The 18,950-nt window shown below is 71.0% G+C and carries 20 protein-coding genes; 11 read left to right on the plus strand and 9 right to left on the minus strand.

Annotated elements, in window-relative coordinates; all coding sequences use genetic code 11:
* Positions 1-54 precede the first annotated feature (54 nt).
* Together F8S09_RS03560 and rsmA are read right to left on the minus strand one after the other, a co-directional pair.
* The gene (locus F8S09_RS03560; RefSeq protein ID WP_322618495.1) at positions 55-987 is read right to left on the minus strand and encodes a carbohydrate kinase family protein; all 933 of its coding nucleotides are present in this window, start codon (positions 985-987) and stop codon (positions 55-57) included.
* A gap of 115 nt (positions 988-1,102) precedes the next feature.
* Positions 1,103-1,954, minus strand: a complete 852-nt coding sequence (rsmA, locus tag F8S09_RS03565; RefSeq protein ID WP_152868967.1) for a 16S rRNA (adenine(1518)-N(6)/adenine(1519)-N(6))-dimethyltransferase RsmA — start codon at positions 1,952-1,954, stop codon at positions 1,103-1,105.
* Positions 1,955-1,992: 38 nt separating this feature from the next.
* Here rsmA and F8S09_RS17575 point away from each other — a divergent pair, with 38 nt between their 5' ends.
* The 3 genes from F8S09_RS17575 to F8S09_RS03580 are packed head-to-tail and all read left to right on the plus strand — an operon-like array spanning position 1,993 to position 5,047.
* Positions 1,993-2,853, plus strand: a complete 861-nt coding sequence (locus tag F8S09_RS17575) for a tetratricopeptide repeat protein (RefSeq protein WP_194165196.1) — start codon at positions 1,993-1,995, stop codon at positions 2,851-2,853.
* Positions 2,850-4,325 (plus strand): NAD(P)H-hydrate dehydratase, encoded by a 1,476-nt coding sequence (locus tag F8S09_RS03575; RefSeq protein WP_152868970.1) that lies wholly within the window; start codon positions 2,850-2,852, stop codon positions 4,323-4,325. The genes F8S09_RS17575 and F8S09_RS03575 overlap by 4 nt, the downstream gene beginning before the upstream one ends.
* A gap of 14 nt (positions 4,326-4,339) precedes the next feature.
* A complete protein-coding gene (locus F8S09_RS03580) occupies positions 4,340-5,047 on the plus strand; it encodes a DUF4388 domain-containing protein (RefSeq protein ID WP_152868972.1) in 708 nt (235 codons plus the stop codon).
* Between the two features lie 119 nt (positions 5,048-5,166).
* Here F8S09_RS03580 and F8S09_RS03585 read toward each other — a convergent pair whose 3' ends face one another.
* The 3 genes from F8S09_RS03585 to F8S09_RS03595 all read right to left on the minus strand — a co-directional run bounded on the left by F8S09_RS03585 (position 5,167) and on the right by F8S09_RS03595 (position 7,990).
* The gene (locus F8S09_RS03585; RefSeq protein WP_152868974.1) at positions 5,167-7,038 is read right to left on the minus strand and encodes an MDR family MFS transporter; all 1,872 of its coding nucleotides are present in this window, start codon (positions 7,036-7,038) and stop codon (positions 5,167-5,169) included.
* On the minus strand, positions 7,035-7,526 hold the full coding sequence (locus tag F8S09_RS03590; RefSeq protein WP_152868976.1) for a MarR family winged helix-turn-helix transcriptional regulator: 492 nt from the start codon (positions 7,524-7,526) through the stop codon (positions 7,035-7,037). The genes F8S09_RS03585 and F8S09_RS03590 overlap by 4 nt, the downstream gene beginning before the upstream one ends.
* A 101-nt stretch (positions 7,527-7,627) precedes the next feature.
* Entirely contained in the window at positions 7,628-7,990 is a 363-nt protein-coding gene (locus F8S09_RS03595; protein WP_194165197.1) for a hypothetical protein, read from the minus strand.
* 75 nt (positions 7,991-8,065) lie between these two features.
* Here F8S09_RS03595 and F8S09_RS03600 point away from each other — a divergent pair, with 75 nt between their 5' ends.
* Together F8S09_RS03600 and F8S09_RS03605 are read left to right on the plus strand one after the other, a co-directional pair.
* Positions 8,066-8,554: a cation:proton antiporter regulatory subunit gene (locus F8S09_RS03600; protein WP_152868978.1), complete on the plus strand. Its 489-nt coding sequence runs from the start codon at positions 8,066-8,068 to the stop codon at positions 8,552-8,554.
* A gap of 39 nt (positions 8,555-8,593) precedes the next feature.
* Entirely contained in the window at positions 8,594-9,826 is a 1,233-nt protein-coding gene (locus F8S09_RS03605; protein ID WP_152868981.1) for a cation:proton antiporter, read from the plus strand.
* A 60-nt stretch (positions 9,827-9,886) separates the two neighbouring features.
* On the opposite strand, the gene F8S09_RS03610 is transcribed toward F8S09_RS03605, so the two are convergent.
* The 3 genes from F8S09_RS03610 to icd form a co-directional block, all read right to left on the minus strand.
* Positions 9,887-11,419, minus strand: a complete 1,533-nt coding sequence (locus tag F8S09_RS03610) for a B12-binding domain-containing radical SAM protein (RefSeq protein WP_152868983.1) — start codon at positions 11,417-11,419, stop codon at positions 9,887-9,889.
* A 119-nt stretch (positions 11,420-11,538) separates the two neighbouring features.
* Positions 11,539-11,757, minus strand: a complete 219-nt coding sequence (locus tag F8S09_RS03615) for a hypothetical protein (protein WP_152868985.1) — start codon at positions 11,755-11,757, stop codon at positions 11,539-11,541.
* A 74-nt stretch (positions 11,758-11,831) separates the two neighbouring features.
* Positions 11,832-13,088 carry an NADP-dependent isocitrate dehydrogenase gene (gene icd, locus F8S09_RS03620; protein WP_152868987.1) on the minus strand — a complete coding sequence of 419 codons (1,257 nt, stop codon included), beginning with the start codon at positions 13,086-13,088 and terminating at the stop codon, positions 11,832-11,834.
* Positions 13,089-13,368: 280 nt separating this feature from the next.
* On the opposite strand from icd, the gene F8S09_RS03625 reads away from it, so the two are divergent.
* From F8S09_RS03625 to F8S09_RS17580, 6 genes are all read left to right on the plus strand, one after another.
* Positions 13,369-13,614: a hypothetical protein gene (locus tag F8S09_RS03625; RefSeq protein WP_152868989.1), complete on the plus strand. Its 246-nt coding sequence runs from the start codon at positions 13,369-13,371 to the stop codon at positions 13,612-13,614.
* Positions 13,615-13,699: 85 nt separating this feature from the next.
* The gene (locus F8S09_RS03630; protein ID WP_152868991.1) at positions 13,700-14,260 is read left to right on the plus strand and encodes a DinB family protein; all 561 of its coding nucleotides are present in this window, start codon (positions 13,700-13,702) and stop codon (positions 14,258-14,260) included.
* Positions 14,257-14,772, plus strand: a complete 516-nt coding sequence (locus F8S09_RS03635) for a histidine phosphatase family protein (protein ID WP_152868993.1) — start codon at positions 14,257-14,259, stop codon at positions 14,770-14,772. The genes F8S09_RS03630 and F8S09_RS03635 overlap by 4 nt, the downstream gene beginning before the upstream one ends.
* A gap of 48 nt (positions 14,773-14,820) precedes the next feature.
* On the plus strand, positions 14,821-15,207 hold the full coding sequence (locus F8S09_RS03640) for a response regulator (RefSeq protein ID WP_152870055.1): 387 nt from the start codon (positions 14,821-14,823) through the stop codon (positions 15,205-15,207).
* 28 nt (positions 15,208-15,235) lie between these two features.
* Entirely contained in the window at positions 15,236-17,611 is a 2,376-nt protein-coding gene (locus F8S09_RS03645; RefSeq protein WP_194165236.1) for a transglycosylase domain-containing protein, read from the plus strand.
* Between the two features lie 94 nt (positions 17,612-17,705).
* A complete protein-coding gene (locus tag F8S09_RS17580) occupies positions 17,706-18,095 on the plus strand; it encodes a penicillin-binding protein (protein WP_322618496.1) in 390 nt (129 codons plus the stop codon).
* Between the two features lie 7 nt (positions 18,096-18,102).
* Here the strand turns inward: F8S09_RS17580 and F8S09_RS03650 are convergent, their stop codons facing one another.
* Positions 18,103-18,867: a WecB/TagA/CpsF family glycosyltransferase gene (locus F8S09_RS03650; protein WP_152868995.1), complete on the minus strand. Its 765-nt coding sequence runs from the start codon at positions 18,865-18,867 to the stop codon at positions 18,103-18,105.
* Between the last annotated feature and the right edge of the window lie 83 nt (positions 18,868-18,950).

Below are 18,950 nucleotides of genomic sequence, written 5' to 3' on the forward strand. Positions count from 1 at the left end.
CGGCAAAAGGAAAGCCCCGGTCGCGGGAACCGGGGCAGGAAGCTGGAGTGGCCCTCAGCGGGCGAGCGCCTCTTCGAGGTCGGCGGGGGTGATGGGCAGGGCCTGGGCGCCGACGCGGGTGGCGGCGAGCGCCCCGGCGGCGTTGGCAGTGCGGGCGGCCTCGCGCAGGGGCTGGCCGGTCAGGACCGCGTGGGCAAAGGCGGCGGTGAAGGTGTCCCCGGCGCCCGTCGAATCCACGACCTGCCCCTGGGGGCGCACGGCGTCCACGAGTTCGGTCTCGGTGGGCGTCCAGACGATGCTGCCCATCTTGCCGACCTTGACGACCACCTGCCGCGCCCCGGCGTCCCCGAGCTGCGCGAGCGCCGCGCTGATGCTGGTCGTGTCGGTCAGCGCGAGCAGTTCGTGCTGGTTGAGGGTGAGGTAGTCGGCCCCAATCACGTTCTCGATCAGGTCGGTGCCCACCTTGTTCACCGCCCCGGTGCCGAGGTCGATAAAGACGGGCACGGGCTTTTTGGCCTTCTGGGCGGCTTCGATGGCCTTGAGAGCGTACTCGCGCTGCGGCCCCTCGGTGAGGCTGTAGGCGCTGACGATCAGGGCGTCGCTGCCCTCCACGTCCTTTCTCTTGAGCTTGGCGGGGTCAAGCTGGCGGTTGGCCGCGCCGTGGCTGAGCATGGCCCGCTGGCCCTGCCGGGTCTGCATCACCGTGATGGTGCTGGTGAGGTGTTCGGGGTCCTGCTGGATGGCGCTCTGGGACACGCCGCTCTCGCGGACGCTCGCCAGGGCGTACTCGGCGAAGGGGTCCTGGCCCACGCGGGCGGCGAGGGTCACGCTGTGGCCCAGGCGGGCCAGGGTCACGCTGATGGTGCCGCCCGCGCCTCCCGGCTTCATGGTGGCGTGGGTGGGGACGACTTCCTCGCCGGGGGCGGGCAGGTGGTCGAGGTGGTAGAGGTGATCGACGGTTACGTCACCGATGACATAGAACTTCACGGGAAAAACCTCCGGGTCACGCCGGGGGGCGGCCCTGTTGAGCAGCGCGGACCTGCCGGAAAACGCTGGAGGGCAGGGCCGCAGGAGAGCGGTGTTGGCGTGTGAAACGCGGTTCCTACCGTACCACGCCCAGGGCGGTCGCGGCGGCCCGCAGCATGTCCAGTGGCACGTCCTCGGCGCGGACATCGGGGCGCAGCCCGGCCGCCTCCAGCGCCGCGTCGATACCGGGCGCCGGGTACCCGGCCAACCGCAGGTTGTTGCGCAGGGTCTTGCGGCGGTGGTGCAGGGCCGCTTCCACAAAGGTCAGGAAGGCGGGCTCGGGCGCGGGCCGCTCGCGGTCGAAGTCGAGGCGGATCACGCTGCTCGTCACGTCGGGCGCGGGAAAAAAGGCTCCCTTGGGCACGTCGCGGACGTGACGCACGCGGCCGTGCAGGGCGGCGAGCGCACTCAGGAAGCCGTAATTGTCCTCGCCGGGGTGGGCGGCGAGACGCTGGCCCACCTCCTTCTGCACCAGCACGGTCGCGGAGAGGACGTTCGGCGCCCCCATGAAACGCGAGAGCAGCACCCCGGTGATGTAGTAGGGCAGGTTGGCGATCACGCGGGTGCCGGGGGGGAGGGTGGAATAGTCGAAGTCGAGGGCGTCACCCCAGACCACCTCCACACCTTGCCCGGCGAGCGTCTCGGCGAGGACGGGGCGCAGCCGCTCGTCCTTTTCCAGCGCGGTGACGCGGGCGCCGCGGGTGGCGACCTCGCGGGTCAGAACGCCCAGGCCGGGGCCGACCTCCAGCACGGGCACGCCGGGTGCGGCGCCGCCCGCCTCCGCGATGGCCCGCAGGATGTTGCCGTCGATCAGGAAGTTCTGGCCGAGGCTCTTGGTGGGTTTCAACCCGTGGCGGGCCAGCAACTCGCGCACGCGGGCCGGGGAGTAGAGGGGGAGGTCGGTGGGAGGGGCAACGGGGTCGGTCATGGGTGGGGGCGCCGGGGGCGGATCAGTATACTCCGGCCATGAGCGCCGCCGAGCTTCCCGACACCGCCCTTCCCTCTCCCCCCGACTGGCGGGAGTTCGCCCGCACGGGCGAGTGGCGGCGGGCGCTGGCGGCGGCGCGGCTCTCGGGGCAGGCCGAAGTCGCGGGCATGCTGGAAGCGGTCTGCGGGGTGCAGGACCACGTGCGGGCGCGGCGGCTGGCGCTGGCGCGGCGGGCCTTGAGCGGCCTGAAGACCCGGCTGGAGGACAGCCCCTCGCCCGGCGAGGCAGCGCGGCTACGCGGGCTGGTGGATGTGGAGGGACTGGAGGCCGCGCTGGGGGCGCTGGAGTCGCAGCGGCAGGGGCGCGAGGCAGAGACGGACCCGACCGCCCTCGCCGCGCAGCTCGCCCCGGCGCTGGGGCATCCGCTGACGCGCTCGGAGGGGCTCAACGCGCTGGGGGTGCTGCACGCCCTGCGCGGCGAGGGCGAGGAGGCCCGCGAGCAGTTCGGCGCGGCCCTCGCGCACGACGCGGGGCACTACCGGGCGGGGACCAACCTGGGCAACCTCGACCTGGAAGAAGGGCGGCCCGCCGAGGCCGAGGCCCGCTACCGCGAGGTGATCCGGATGCAGCCCGACTACGACGGAGCGCACCACAACCTGGGGGTGGCGCTGCGGCGGCAGGGGCGGCTGGGGGAATCGGTGGCGTCCATCCGGCGGGCGCAGCGCCTGAGCTTGAAGGGCTCGCAGCGCGAGAGCCGCGAGGAGGCGCGGGCGGGGCTGGGGCGGCTGGGCACTGGACGGCTGGGCACGGGGGCGGCGGGCGCGGGATGGCTGCGCTGGGGCCTGCTTGGGGGCGGAGCGCTGCTGCTGTTCGGACTGCTGCGCGGCTTCGGGGGATGACCGAATTCGTGTTCCGGCCCGCCGGGGTCGCGGCGCTGGACGCGCGGCTGGAGGCGGCGGGGCTGCTCGACCCCGCGATGGAGGAGGTCGGGCGGGCGGTCGCGGAAGCGGCGCAGGGGCTGGCCGGAGGTGGCCCGGTCCTGCTCCTCGCCGGGAGTGGGGCGAACGGCGGGGACGCGCTGGTCGCGGCGCGGTATCTGGCGGGGTGGGGGGCGGAGGTGCGGGTGCTCGCCGCCCCGTCCCGGCACGCCCTGACACGGCTGAACCGGGAGCGGCTCGCGGCTTTCGGGGTGGAGGTCGGGGAGCTGACGCCGGGGGCCGTGACGCGGGAGGCGTGGGGGTCGGTGGTCCTCGTGGACGGGCTGCTGGGAACAGGGTTTCAGCCGCCGCTGCGGTTGGAACTGGCGGCAGTGGTGGAGGCGGTCAACGCAGCGCGGGGGGCGGGGACGCGGGTGCTCGCCATCGACCTCCCCTCGGGCCTGGACGCGACCTCGGCGGTGCCTCCCGGCGAGAGCGTGCGGGCGGACGTGACGGTGGCCCCGGTGGGCCTCAAGCCCGCGCTGCTGTTCGGGGAGGCGGCGACGCGGGCGGGCGAGGTGCGGGTCGCGGCGCTGGCGTTGCCGCCGGACTGGGCGGCGGGCGAGGCGTGGGCCACCCGCCCGGACGACGCGGCGGTGGCGGCCCTCCTCCCGGTGCGGCGGGCGGACGCGCACAAGGGCACCGCCGGGGACGTGTGGATCGTGGGCGGTGCACCGGGGATGGTGGGGGCCGCCGCGCTCGCGGGGCTGGGGGCGCTGCGGGCGGGGGCGGGGCGGGTGACCCTGCACTCGGGCGCGGAGGTGCCGCTCGTCACGCCGGAGCTGATGGTGCGGCGGCACGGCGACCCCGGCGGGTGGCTTGCGGGGACCGGGGAACGGCCGGACGCCGTGGCGGTGGGGATGGGGCTGGGGCCGGGCGCGGCGGGGCTGGCGCGGACGGTCCTGGGGTGGGGCCTCCCCACCGTGCTCGACGCGGACGCGCTTCAGCCGGAGCTGGCTGGGGCGGGGCATGACCGTTGCGTCTGGACCCCCCACCCCGGCGAGGCGGCGCGGTTGCTGGGGGTGGGCACGGCTGAGGTGACGCGCGATCCGCTGACGGCGGCCCGGGGCCTTCAGGAGCGGTTTGGCGGCGTGGTCGTGCTCAAGGGCGGCCCCAGCGTGATCGCGCACCCCGGCGGGCGGTGGGTGAGCCGGGGCGGACATCCCGGCATGGCGAGCGCGGGCATGGGGGATACGCTCGCGGGAGTGATCGCGGCGCTGCTGGGCCAGGGGTTGAGCGCCGCCGACGCCGCGCTCGCCGGGGTGCGGCTGCATGCCCGCGCGGGCGAGCGGGCGGGGATAAGGCACGGGTACGGGCTCACCGCGACCGACGTGTCCGCCCAATTGGGGGGGGCGTGGCTGGACCTCACGGGCGGGGCGGGCAGAGGGTGTTAACCTGAGCCTCACACATGCAGGGACTCCTCTCCGACCTGCCCCTGTTGGGGATTCTGGAACTGGTGCACACCACCCGGCAGACTGGCGTGCTGGACGTGAAGACCGAAGTGCCTTTCACGGTGGCCTTTGCGGGCGGCGAGATCGTGGGCGGCGGCATCCTCGACTGGCTGGGCACCGACGCGATTCAGGCCGCGCCGCTGCTCCCCAGCGAGGGCAGTTTCGAGTTCGCCCCGCGGGCGGTGGAGGGAGCGGCGCTCTCTCCCTACGAGCATTTCACGACCGACTGGGCGCGGGCCTCCGACGAGTGGGCGCAGCTTTGCGGGGTCATCGGCAGCCCCAGCCGGGTCTTCCGGGGCGAGCGGCCCCTCTTTGACGGAGGGGATGGCGCGAGCGTGCGGACGGTCGCCCGTCAGACCGGACGGCCCCTCTTCGACGTGGCGCAGGAGGCCGCCGCCGCCGTCCAAGCGGGGCAGCTCTCCCCCACCGGGCGGTTCGCGTGGTTCAGCCTGCGGCTGCTGGCGGGCACCCGGCGCATCGGGACCTCGGCCATCGCGGACGCCCTCGACGGCGAGCGCACCCTGGGCGACCTGACCGACCTGGGACACTCGGTGGACGACCTGCGGGCCTACCTGCTGGCCGAAGTGCGGGCGGGCCTGCGCTTTCCGGGCAGCGGCTGGGTGCTGCGTGACCTGATCTGGGAAGGGGAGCATCTGGGGTCCTGACCAGAAGAAGTGAAGGGACCGGTGCGAAGACGGGAGGTGGGCGTGATACGAGGTCACGCCCACCTTTTCTATGTTCTCTGGCGCCTTGAGCGGAACCGGGGTGAGCGGAGGGAGCGGCGTTACACCTCCACGTGCGCGGGAGCGGCGCGTTCCCCCTTGCGGCGGGTGGGCAGGGAGAGGTTGGGCATCATGGCCGTGGCGAGCAGGGCCAGCAGGATCACGCCGATGCTCCAGCGGTAGATGTTGGCGATGGCACCCGCGAAAGACTCCTTGACGACGCGGGCGGTCTTCTGCCCGGCGACCTCAAAGGCGCGGAACTGCCCGTCCAGGGTCTGCTGCACCCCGGCGCGGCCCTCCGGGGTGGCGAGGGCCTCGGTGGGAATGCGGCCCAGGCCCTCGCGGAAGCCCTGCGGCAGGGCCGGGTTCTGCGCGATCTGGCCCAGCGCGGCGGCGTTGCCGCTATTGACGGCGGCGTCGAGCTGGCGGCGCACCTCGCCGAAGGCAGCGGCGGGGTCCTGTCCGCTCTCGCCTGCCGGGGCGCCCTCCCCGAAGCCGCCGCCCGCACTCGCCGCTGCGGCCCGCTCATTCTGGGTCAGGATCGCCTGGACGGCGGGGGGCTGGCCTTCCCTGGCCCGCTCGAAATTGGTGCTGAGCTGGGTGGCGAGGCCAGCGGTCAGCAGCGCCCCGAAGACGGCGGTGCCGATGGTGCTGCCCATCTGCTGGAAGAACTGTCCGGCGCTGGTCGCCACGCCGATTTCCCAGGGCTTGACCGCGAGTTGCAGGGCGGTGGTGTAGAGCGGCAGCGCGGGGCCGAGGCCCAGGCCCAGCAGCACCATCCGCAGCACCACGCCGTTGTAGGGGGTGTCGGCCGTCAGGGTGCTGAGCGCGAAGAAGCCCAGCGCGGCCGTCATCAGGCCGACGAGCATCAGCACCTTGTAACGGCCGATGCGGCTGGCAATCTGTCCGGAGCCTACCGACCCGATGATCAAGCCTATGGTGAGCGGAATGGTGGCGGTTCCGGCGGCGGTCGCGCTGACCCCCTGCACGTTGACCAGGTACAGGCTCAGGAAGAGGATCGCGCCCAGAAAGGCCGCTCCGATCAGGAAGCGGGCCAGGGCGCCCCAGGCAAAGGTGCGGTTGCGAAACAGCGTGAGTGGCAGGATGGGGCTGGGGTGACGGCTCTCTACAGCTACAAAGGCGACCAGCGCCGCCGCGCTGAGGCCCAGCAGGCCCAGCAGTGTGGGGCTGGTCCAGGCGTAGGTACCGTTCGCGCCCCAGGTCAGCGCCAGCAGCAGCGGCACAGTGAACAGCAGAATCAGGAAGGCGCCCAGCCAATCCACCTTCGCCTGCAGGCCGCTGGCGAGCCGGGGCATCTTGGCCGCGATGAAAGCCAGCGCGACGAGGCCGATGGGCAGGTTCACGTAAAAGACCCAGCGCCAGGAGAGCTGATCGGTGAGGAAGCCGCCCAGCAGCGGCCCCAGCACGCTGCTGAGGCCGAACACCGCCCCGAACAGGCCCTGGTAGCGCGGCCGGTCCACCGGCTCGAACAGGTCGGCGATGATGGCGAAGGCGACCGAGCCCAGCGCCGCCGCGCCGACGCCCTGAAGGCCCCGGAACACGACGAGCTGCTCTATGCCGCCGCCGAAGAGGTTCCCCAGGAAGGGCTCACCCGCCAGGCCGCACAGCGCCGAGCCGATCAGAAAGACCACGATGCCGAACATCAGGATGGGCTTGCGGCCGTACAGGTCCGACAGCTTGCCGTAGATGGGCACCAGCGCCGTGTTCGTGAGCAGGTAGGCGGTGGTCACCCAGGCATAGAGGTTCAGGCCGTTCAGGTCCGACACGATGCGCGGCAGGGCGGTCGAGACGATGGTCTGGTCAAGGGCGCTCAGGAACAGGCCCAGCAGCACGCCGAGCAGAATCACGCGCTTGGTCCGCAGGTCGAGGGTCTGCGCGTAGTTGATGGGAGTGGGCGGGGTGGGGGTGGTCATGGCGTCTCCTCGCTGCCGGAGGGAGTGATGTCTTCGATCAGGGCCTGCACCGCGTCGGCCGCGGCGCGGAGCACGGGCGGACGCACGGGCTGAAAGGCGGCCGCATAGGCCCCCACGAACTGCGCGTCCATGCGCGAGACCACCGCGAGGCCCGCCGCCGTGGGCACGACGAGCTTTTCGCGGCGGTTGTCCGGGTTTTCGCGCCGCTCGGCCAGCCCCCGGCGCACCAGCCGCTCGACGAGGTGGCTGGTCGCGGGCAGGCTCAGGCGGGTCTGGGCCGCCAGCGCACTCACGGTCAGGGGCGCTCCGGCCCGCAGCCCATGCAGGGCCGTCATCTGGGCAAAGGTGAGGTCGTGGTCCTGAAGGCCGCCCTGCATGCCGCGCAGCACCCCGGTGCCAATCAGGCGGTGCAGTTCCCGCATGGCCCGGGTCAGCCGGGCGATGTCGTCGGGGGCGGGGGGGGCGTTGGCCTGCGTCGGGTCCGTCATGCTTCCAAGCTTGGAAAGGTTGACGGTTTAAGACGGTACGAAGGGCTGCACTTTCCGCAAAAAAGGCGGCCCCACCTGCGGGCCGCCCTCTGGAGGGGAGATCAGGACCGCAAGTCCGGCGGGTTTTCCCCTTCCTCCTCCTCGAATTCCAGCTCGATGCGGGCGCGGCAGTGGGGACAGGTCACCACGCTGACGCTGGGCTCGCCGTCAGGGCCAGTCACGGTGGGCGAGGCGGCGAGCAGGTCCTCGGTCACGTCGAATTCCTCGCCGCAGGCCGGGCACACGGTCAGGATGCCCAGCAGTTCGAGTTCGAAGTCCTCGCCGCCGCCGTTGCGGGTGACTTCCATCTCGGCGTGGCAGGAGTCGCACACGATCACGTCGCCGGGGTGCAGGTCGGCGCGGTCCTCGTCGGAGAGTTCCAGCACCTCCGCGCACACCGGGCAGTCGATTTCCAGGGTCGCCATGCCCCCAGTGTACGGGCCGGGGGGTCCGGGCCGGGGTCGCAATCGCGCGGGGGACGGCCGCCCTATCCTGAACCCATGATTCGACTGGATGAGACGCCCCTTCCCGGCGTGGGCGTGCGGCACGACTTCGATGGACACTACGGCAAGCGCGTGGGCGTGATCACCCACCGCGACGGACGGCGCGAGATTTTCGTCTCCCGCCGCGACGACCCCGACGCCTGCGCCCAGAGCATCGTCCTGAGCGAGGAGGAGGCCGAGGCGGTGGCCGACCTGCTGGGCGGCTCGACGATCACCCGCCGGGTTTCCAGGCTCACGCAGGACATCGAGGGACTGGCGATGGACTGGGTGCCGATCTCGGGGATCAGCCCCTACGCCGGGCACCCGCTGGGCGACACCATGATGCGCACCCGCACGGGCGCGAGCATCGTGGCCGTCATGCGCGACGGTCAGGCGATTCCGGCGCCCGGCCCCGACTTTCCGCTGCGGGCGGGCGATACGGTGGTCGTCGTGGGGACGCCGAACGGGGTGGTGCGGGCCGCGCGGCTGCTGGGCGGGGGCGAGTGAGCGCCCCGGCCCCCCCGCTTCCGCGCACGCGGGGGCCGCATGTCGCTCGCTGAACTGTTCCTGGAACTGGGCGCGGTCATTCTCGCGCTGGCGTTCGTGGGGCGGGCGGCCGGACGACTGGGCATCACGCCCATTCCGCTGTACCTGATTGCGGGCATCGGCCTGGGGGCCTTCGTGCACCTCGGAGATGCGCCCGAGGAGTTCATCCATATCGGGGCGGAGATCGGCGCGGTGCTGCTGCTGTTCACGCTGGGGCTGGAGTACACCAGCGGGGAGCTGCGCGACAACCTCAAGGCCAACCGCAGTGTGGGGGTGCTGGACCTCGCGCTCAATTTCACGCCGGGGCTGCTCGCCGGGCTGGTGCTGGGGTTCTCGCCGCTGGCCGCCGCCCTGCTGGGGGGCGTGACCTACCTGAGTTCCAGCGGGATCGCCTCCAAGGTGCTGTCCGACCTGGGGCGGCTGGGCAACCGCGAGACGCCCGTGATTCTGGCCGTGTGCGTGCTGGAGGACGTGGCGATGGCCGTCTACCTCCCGGTGATCGCCGCGCTGCTGATCGGGGGCACGCTGGCGGCGGTGGGGGTCAACCTGGCGGTGGCGCTGGCAGCCTTCTCGCTGGCTTTTTTCCTGGCGCTGAAATACGGGCACGTCCTGAGCCGGGTGATCCACGTGCAGAGCAACGAGGCGCTGCTGCTCAGCGTCTTCGGGCTGGTGCTGGTCGTCGCGGGGCTGGCCGACATGCTCAAGGTGTCGGCGGCGATCGGGGCCTTCCTGGTCGGCATCGCCCTGTCGGGCGAGGTGGCCGACCGCACCCGGCACCTCGTGGAGCCGCTGCGGGACCTGTTCGCGGCGGTGTTCTTCGTGTTTTTCGGGCTGCAACTCGACCTGGGGAGCGTGCCGGACGTGCTGCTTCCGGCCACCGTGCTCGCGGTGGTGACCAGCCTGACCAAGTTCTACACGGGCTGGTACGGCGCGGCCCGTGCGGGCGTGCAGACGCGTGGGCGGGTGCGGGCGGGCGCCACGCTGATTCCACGCGGCGAGTTCAGCATCCTGATCGCGGGGCTGGGGCTGACCCTGGCGCCCACGCTGGGGCCGCTGGCCGCCGTCTACGTGCTGATCACGGCCTTCGTGGGGCCGATCCTGGCCCGCTTCGACGCCCAGATCGCGCCGCTGCTCGACCGCCGGTTGCGGTTGGCTGGGGTTGCGGCAGTGGTGCCCGCCGAACCTGCGCCGCTGGCTCCGCTGGCCGAGACGCGGGAGACGCGGGCGGACTGACGCTCGGTAGTGAGGCGGCCCCCAGGGACACTCCCCAGGGGCCGCCTTCCATTGACCGCCTTAGACCGCCAGCCCCTCCGCGTGGGCGCTGACCTCGCGGGCCTCGTACTGGCCGGGCGGGAGGTGAATGGCGGGCGCATTGACCTCGAACTCGTCGCGCCAGCCCACCTCGTCAAGGGCCTTTTTCCAGGCGCCGATGCTCTCGTTGCGGTAGATCGCGTAGGCGGCCATGCCGACTTCCGGGCCACCCCGCGCGATCACCGACTCGACCCAGGCCCACTTCGCGGACACGTTGCGGAGTTCGGCGGTGGTCCGCAGCTCCTTCTGGATGCGCTTGAGGCGCTTCTCGATGGTCTGCACACCGCCGAAGGGGTCGGCAAAGTGCGGCGTGTGGCGCTTGGGCACGAAGGGGCTGATCCCCAGCGCGACCCGGTTGATCTTCGCCAGTTCCTTGGTGAACTCGATCAGCTCGGTGATGTCGTCGTCGTTCTCCGGGCCGAGGCCGATCATCATGTAGACCTTGATGCCGGAAAAACCCAGGTCGCGGCTGATATGGGCCGTCTTGAGCAGGTCCTCGGTGGTGATGCCCTTTTTCAGCCAGCGGCGCAGGCGCTCGGAGGGCGCGTCGGAAGCCACCGTGAAGGTCCGCAGACCGCCCGCCTTGAGGATGGCCGCGAGTTCCTCGTCCACGGTGTCGGCGCGGATGGAGGACACGCCCAGCTTGATGCCGCGCTCGGTCAGGGTGCGGCCCACGTACTTGGTGTGCGGGAAGTCAGACAGGGCCGCGCCCACCAGGCCGACCTTCTCCACCCAGTCGGGAATGGTGTCGAGCAGTTCCTGCGCCTGATTGTTGCGGTTGGGGCCGTACATCGTCCGGGCGAGGCAGAAGGTGCAGGGGCGCGGGCAGCCGCGCTGGGCCTCGACCAGGAACATGTTGGACAGCTCCGAGTGGGGCGTCACGATCTGCGAGTAGGCGGGCAGCAGTTCCTTGGGCGCGGTCGCCCAGGTCGGCTCGTGGACGTGCCGCGCGGGGAGGAAGATGCCGGGCATCCCGTCGATGAGGTCGTAGAACTCCTCGCGGGTCTGCGACTCGCGCAGGGCCTCACTGACTACCGGCACGATCTGCTCGCCGTCGCCAATGATGATCACATCGGCAAAGGGCGTCAGGGGGTACGGATTGGACGAGGTGAAGGGACCGCCGATCATCACGACGGGGTCGGTGTCGCTGCGTTCTTCCCGCAGCGGGCGCATCCCCGCCACGTCCAGCGTGCGGATGATGTTGGTGAGGTCGAGTTCGAATGACACGCTCAGGGCGAACAGTTCGCAGTCGCCCGCGTCGCGGCCCGACTCGACGGTGGGGAGGGCCTGCCCAGTGCGCTCGAAGGCCTCCACGTCGTCGGGGAGGAAGGCCCGCTCGCAGGCGACCCCCTCTTCCTGGTTGAACATGCGGTAGATGACCTGATACCCGAGCGAGGCCATGCCCACCGAGTAGCGATTGGGAAACGCCAGCGTGACGCGGATGGGCGCCTGCTTGTGCAGGGTGCCGGTTTCCGCGTCCAGCAGCGGTTTGATCTGGGTGCGCCAGTAACTCAAGAAACCTCCGGAAGGACAGCGCTGCTGGGAAGACACAGCCCCCGGACTTCAGCGCGTCACAATCGCCCAGTTTAGCGGGTTTTATGAACGCAACTGTGTTTCCCGAACTGAAACCCGCGTCACGGGCGGGCGGGCCGCCACGCGCTCGCCACGAAGTAGGCCAGCCCACCGAAGAGGCCCGCCGCTGCCAGGAAGCCCAGCAGCCGCCACAGGACCTGCGCGGTGCCCACGACGAAGGCGCCCAGGCCGACAAGCAGTTGACCGGCCAGCCACACCAGCGCAAGCGCGAGCAGGGCCAGCAGCAGCACCCCGGCGGCGGCGAGGAGAAAGCGCGTCATGGGGCGAGGGTAGCAAAGAGAGCGGGGGCCGGGCCGCCCCTCGGCGCCCGCCCCCGCTTCCCAGGTGACCCGGATTACTTCTGGATGTGCTCGATGATGCGGTCGGCGAACTGGCTGGTCTTGACCTCGTTGGCGCCTTCCATGCCGCGGGCGAAGTCGTAGGTCACGGTCTTCTCGCGGATGGTCTGGTCGAGGCCCTTGAGGATCAGGTCGGCGGCCTCGGTCCAGCCCATGTAGCGCAGCATCATCTCGCCGGAAAGGATGACGGAGCTGGGGTTGATGACGTCCTTACCCGCGTACTTGGGCGCGGTGCCGTGGGTGGCCTCGAAAATGGCGTGGCCGGTCACGTAGTTGATGTTCGCACCGGGCGCGATGCCGATGCCGCCCACCTGCGCGGCGAGCGCGTCGGAGAGGTAGTCGCCGTTGAGGTTCAGGGTGGCGATCACGTCGTACTCGGTGGGACGCAGCAGGATCTGCTGAAGGAAGTTGTCGGCGATCACGTCCTTGATCACGATGCCGTTCGGAAGCTGGAGCCAGGGGCCGCCGTCGAGTTCTACGCCGCCGAACTCGCGCTTGGCGAGCTCATAGCCCCAGTCTCGGAAGCCGCCCTCCGTGAACTTCATGATGTTGCCCTTGTGGACGAGGCTCACGCTCTTGCGGCCGTTGTCGATGGCGTACTGGATGGCTGCGCGGACAAGGCGCTCGGTGCCTTCCTTAGAAACGGGCTTCACGCCGAAAGAGGAGGTCTCGGGGAAGCGGATCTTGTCCACGCCCATCTCATTCACCAGGAACTCGCGCACGCGGTCGGCCTCGGGGGTACCGGCCTTGTACTCGATTCCGGCGTAGATGTCCTCGGTGTTCTCGCGGAAGATCACCATGTCCACGTCCTGGGGGCGCTTGACGGGGCTGGGCACGCCCTCGAAGTACTGCACGGGGCGGACGCAAGCATACAGGTCGAGCTGCTGCCTCAGCGCTACGTTGATCGAACGGATGCCGCCGCCGACGGGCGTGGTGAGCGGCCCCTTGATGCCGAAGAGGTACTCGTCGAAGGCGTCCACGGTCGCCTGCGGGAGCCACTCGCCCTCGCCGTAGACCTGGGTGCTCTTCTCGCCCGCGTAGACCTCCATCCACTCGATCTGACGCTGACCGCCGTAGGCCTTTTCCACGGCGGCGTCGAGGACGCGCACGCTGGCCCGCCAGATGTCGGGGCCGGTGCCGTCGCCCTCCACGAAGGGGATGATGGGCCGGTCGGGCACCACGAGCTTGCCGCCCTCCATGCGAATCTTCTCGCCCTGGGTGGGCACCTGGATATGCGGGTCGGAAATCGTCATAACGGCCCAACTGTAGCGCTCCCCTGCCCGCAGCGACAGGCGGCGGTGAACTCACCAGGCACACAGACAGCCGCCGGGGAAACCGCCTTTTCGGGCGCTGGGAGCCTCCCAGCAGCCGGTTCATGTCCCGCGCGGTCTCAGGGACAGTCCCTCATGGGGAGACAGCCTCTCCCCCACCCCTGCATGAGCGAGCGGCAAACTCGGCCTTCACCCGGCGCCGGGGCGGGGGCAGGATGCTGCCTCTACCCAACCGGGAATCCAGCCACAGGAGGTTTCACGCATGAGTGACGACAAGAGCACGCTGGGCAACATGGCCGACGCCGCAGGGGCCAAGATCAACGAGGGGGTCGACCGCGCCCGCGCCGCCGGGCACGAGGTCGCCAGCCACTTCGGGGGCACCGCTGACAACCTCGAGGACAAGGCGCAGGCCGCCAAGGACCGCGCCAAGGCCGAGGGCCACAACGCCGAAGCGCACGCCGAGTACAACGAGGGCAAGCGCGAGGCCACCGACGGCGACGGCCACTAGACCCGGCTTTTTCTTTCGGACCGGCTTCCTTATGGGGGGCCGGTCTTCGCGTGCTTGCCGCCGACCGGCACGGTACGCTGCCGACATGACCACCGCTCCCGACTGGCAACGCTGGTACCGCATCGAACCCGAGGAGCGGTACTCGCCGCAGATCGGGGCGCTGGTCGAGATGATGTCGTATGTCCGGATGACCACCCTGGCCGACGTGCGGGGGCTGAGCGCCGAGGAGCTGTGGGTCACCCCGCCCGGCTTCGGCAACTCCATCGGGGCGCTGCTGGCGCATATCGCGGCGGTGGACCGCGCTTACCACCTCTGGTCACTGGAGGGCCGCGACCTCGACCCGGAACGGGACGCGGCCCTGCTGGGGGGCCTGAGCCTGGGCCGCGAGGGCACGCCCCCGCCCACCGGGCAGGGCCTGGACGCTCTGCTGGCCGAATTGGAGGAGAGCCGCGCCGCCACGCTGGCCGCCCTGGCCCAGCGGGACGACACCTGGCTGGCCTCGCGGCTCACGGTGCCGGGCTTCGACTTTCCCAACCACCACTGGGCCTGGTTTCATGTCATGGAGGACGAGGTCAACCACCGGGGCCAGATTCGCCTGATTCGCAAGCTCGTCGCGCCCGAGCCGCAGCGGGAGGGGTCGGCTTGACGGGCGACCTGCTGCTGGTCCGGCACGCGAAGGCGAGCGGGCAGGTCCCCGACGCGCCCCTCACCCCGGACGGGGAGACGGCGGCGGCCCGGCTCGCGGAAGCGCTGGCAGACGCCGGAATCACCCGGATCGTCAGCAGTCCGTGGCGGCGGGCGGTGGACACGGCGCGGCCCCTATCGGAGCGGCTGGGACTGGAAGTGGAGACGGACACGCGGCTTACTGAGCGGGTGCTGAGCGGCGCGGACCTGCCCGACTGGATGATCCATCTGGAGGCTAGTTTCGCGGACCCGGACCTTGCGCTGCCGGGTGGGGAGTCGGGCACGCAAGCCCGCACCCGCATTCTCGCGGCGCTGGAGGAGGCCCGCGACCCCGGCGGCGTCACGGCGGTCTTCACGCACGGCAACCTGCTCGCCCTAGCGCTTGGCCTGGACCACGCGGGGTGGGCGGGGCTGCGGAATCCGGACGTGTGGCGGCTGACCGGGAACGGGGAGGCTGACCGGGTCAACCTCTAGCTCAAGTGTGGTCCCCAGCCTGCGCGGACGGTGGGATCAGCCCCTATCATGGCGGGCATGGCGTATACCATCCTCGTCGCGGACGACGAACCGGCGATCCGGACCATGCTGGAGGTCATCCTGTCGGCGGACGGGCACGAGATCGTGACGGTGCCGGACGGCAAGGCGGCGCTGGACTATCTGCGCGACCATACGCCCGACGCCCTGCTGCTGGACGTGACCATGCCGCAGATGGACGGCTTCGAGGTCTGCTCGCGGGTCAAGCGCGTGCGGCGCCTCAAGGGTGCGCCTGTGCTGCTGCTCACCGCGCTGGACGACGACCGGACCCGCGATCAGGCGCGGCTGGTCGGGGCCGACGACCTGGTGTACAAGCCCCTGAGCGGCAAGAATCTGCGTAGCCGCGTGAAGCAACTGATCGAGGCGCGGCGGGCGTGAGCCGCCCCTGCCCGCCCCCCAAGGAGGACTGCCCTTGTTCCTGAGGTTTCTGAAACTTACCTCGTCGCTGCTGCTCGCAGGCGGGGTGGCCGCCGCCGGGGTGGCCGCCACCTACGTCACGAAGTGGACGACCGAACTGCCGGACTACCGCGAACTCGACAACCTCAGCCTGGGGGCCGAGACGCGCGTCTTTGCCCGCGACGGGGCGCCGCTGGGCACCCTGATTCCCAAGGTGGGCGAGCAGGCGATCAGCCGCACGCTGGTCCGGCTCGACGAGGTCAGCCCCTTCATGACGGCGGCGCTGATCTCCAACGAGGACCGCCGGTTTTTCGAGCACTACGGCCTGGACCCCTACGGCATCGGGCGTCAGCTTCAGCGGGCCGCGCAGGGTGAGGACCTTCAGGGCGGCTCGACCCTCACCAATCAGCTCATCAAGAACACGCTGCTGTACGACGAGTACAAGGCCGCCCGCACGCCCGACCGCAAGATCAAGGAGTGGCTGCTGAGCGTGCAGGTCGAGCGGGCCTTTACCAAAGAAGAGATTCTGCGGAACTACCTCAACGCGATCTACTGGGGCGACGGCGGGCCGGTGGAGCTGTACGGCATCTATTCGGCGGCCCAGGCCTACTTCGGCAAGACGCCCAAGGGGCTTAGCCTCGCGGAAAGCGCGTACCTCACCATCCTGGTCCCGAGCCCCAACCGCTACTTCAACTACGACACGGTGCGCCCGCTGATGCGGGTGCTGCTCGACCGCATGGTGGAAGACGGCTGGGTGACCCAGGCGCAGGCGGACGCGGCCTGGAAGGAAGACCTTCAGCCGCGCGGGTGGCAGATTCGCTACGCCGCGAACGGGGACGTGAAGAGTGCCAAGCTGGTCGACCGCACCGCCAAGGAACTCAAGGCGGTCACGAGCACGCGGGCGCCGCACTTCGTGCAGCAGGTCGAGCAAGACCTGATCGCCCGCTTCGGGCGCGAACGGGTGTACGGCTCGGGTGGACTGCGGGTGTACACCACCCTCGACCTCAAGGTGCAGAACGCCGTGGAGACCGCCAGCCGCGAGGCGACCGGGCTGCCGCCGGGGGCCACGCTGGGCGCGGTGGTCGTCGAGCCGTACAGCGGCGAGGTGCTGGGGATGGTGGGCCAGAAGCTGCGCGGCAATGCACCGCCCGAGGACTGGAACAACGCCGCGCAGGGGCAGCGGCAGATCGGCTCGACCATCAAACCGCTGCTGTACACGACCGCCCTCTCGACCGGGCTGCGGCAGGACCACCGCGAGGAAGACAAGCCCGTCTCCTTTCCCTGCGACACCTGCAAGGGGGGCGTGTACTCCCCGCAGAATTTCGCCGGGGCCGTGACCTACCGCAACATGACCATCCGCGAGGCGCTTGACCGCTCGCTGAACCTCGTGACTGTGCGGCTGGCGGACCGCATCGGCCTGCAGACTTTCTTCGGCAAGCTGAACGAACTCGGGCTGCAAACCAACGACGGCACCGGGCTGGCGGCGGCGCTGGGCGCCATCGAGACCACGCCGGTCAAGATGGCGGCGGCCTACGCGCCCTTTGTCAACGGCGGCCTGTACCGCCCGCCCCGCTACGTGACGCGGGTGACGACTGCGCGGGGCGAGGTGCTGTACGACGTGGCGAACGAGGTCACCAAGCCCAAACGGGTCTGGACCCCGCAGGTCGCCTTCCTGGGGCTGGACATGATCCGGGGCGTGGTGAACGACCTGACCCCCGCACAGGGCGGGCTGGCGCAGGGGGCCAACTTCGGGGAGTGGCCGGTCGCAGGCAAAACGGGGACGAGTAACTTCGTGAAGGACCTGTGGTTCGTGGGGACCACGCCGCTGTACACGGGCGCCGTGTGGGTCGGCAAGCAGCAGGGCGGCGCCAACCCCGACTACTACTACTCGGGCGTGGTGGGCATTCCGATCTGGAAGCGGATGATGGAGATCTCGCACGCGGGCCGCACGCCGACCGCCTTCGTTCAGCCGCCGGGCATCCAGTACGTGGACGCGCCCGACCCCGGCTACCTGCCGAACGTGAAGCTGGCGGTTCTCGACCCGAGTTTCAAGAACGCGGCCACCACCGCCATCGAGGAGGACGCGCCGCCCCCGGTCGTCTACCGCGAGACGGGCTGGACACCGGGCACTCCCGACCCGCGCACCACCGTTATCAACGTGGACCGCACGACGGGCCGCATGGCGACCGAGTTCACGCCGCCCGAGCGGGTGGTGCCGCGCCGGGTCGCCATCACCGACCTGCCCGGCTACGCGCCGGACCCCTCCCCCGCTCCCCTGAGCGACGAGAAGCCCGACCCGCAGGCGATCAAGGCGATTCGCACGCCCGACACGGCGCCGGTGGTGCCGGGGGCCAACGAGAGCAAGCCCGCTTCCGAAACGAACTGACCCCATTGCGCGTGGCCCCCGGTTTCCCTCACGGACTGGGGGCCTCACGCGGCTGTCATGCGCGGGGAGGCAGCGGGCGGGCATCATGCCCGTGATGAAGCGAGCGCCCCTGCTGACCCTGCTGCTGGCCCTGGGCACCCCTGCCGACGCGCGGGTGCGGCTGGGCGAGCCGCTGCCCGCCCACCCCTGGACGGCCGCCGAGCGCGAGATCGTGGTGATCTACTCGCACGACTGCGGCGACCTCGGGGCGCTGTGGGGGGCGGTGCTGGCGGCCGGGCTGCCGGTGCGGGCGGTGAACGCGGAGGAGATTGCTGCCCCTGCCCCAGCCGGAGTCAACGTGTGGCGCGGGGCCGAGGCGACGGCCTTTGCGCGGCGGCTGCGGGTGGGGACCTACCCCACCGTGCTGCTGGTGCGCGGCGGGCGGGTGCTGAATGCCTGGGAGGGAACGTTTACCGGGAATCTGGGGCTCGGGGGACCGGGCTGAGCGTCCCCTAGCGCCGACGCCGCTCGGCGAGCACCAGCCGCACGAACTGCGCCAGCCGGGGCACCCGGTGCCAGCGGCGGCGGTCGAGACCCACCCGCCAGATGAACTCGACCCCCAGCTTGCGCGTCCACGCGGGGGCGAGGTCGGCCGTTCCCGCCAGCACGTCGATCACGCCGCCGCAGCCGATCAATACCGGGGCGCCCAGCACCTGCCGCCAGTACTGGTTGAAGATCTCCTGCCGCCCCGCCCCCATCGCGGTGAGGACGAGGTGCGCTCCCGAGGCCCCCACCAGATCGGCCACCCGCCCGTCCTCGGAAGGGTCGAAGTAGCCGTGATGGACCCCGGCGACCTGCACGCCGAACTCGCGGGCCGCGTTCTGGGCGGCCTGCTCGGCCACGCCGGGCTTGGCGCCCAGGAAGAAGACGCGCAGCTCGGGGCCGTGCCGCTCCATCAACCCGCGCACGAGGTCGTAGCCGGGAGCGCGGGGCACCTCCCGCCCGCACAGTTGCCGGGCGGCCCACACGATGCCCACGCCGTCGGCGGTCACGAGGTCGGCCGACTGCATCGCCGCCACGAACTCGGGCTGGGTGCGCGACTGCACGATGAACTCGGGGTTCAGGGTGACCACCGTGTGCGGAGCGCGGGGGCGGCGGAACATCCACTCGCCGAGCAGGTCGAGGGCCTGTTCCAGCGTCACCACATCAAGGGGCAGGTCAAACAGCGTGAGGCGGGTCCCGCTGGGCAGGGGCGAGGGAGAGAGGGAGGCGGTCATGCGTGGGAGGGAGTGTAACACGGAGGGGTGCAGGCGCCGGACGTGCGGGCCGCGTTCGGCGGCGGATGTGGCACACTGTCGGG

It is taken from the genome of Deinococcus terrestris (genome assembly GCF_009377345.1).
GTDB classification, from domain to species: domain Bacteria; phylum Deinococcota; class Deinococci; order Deinococcales; family Deinococcaceae; genus Deinococcus; species Deinococcus terrestris.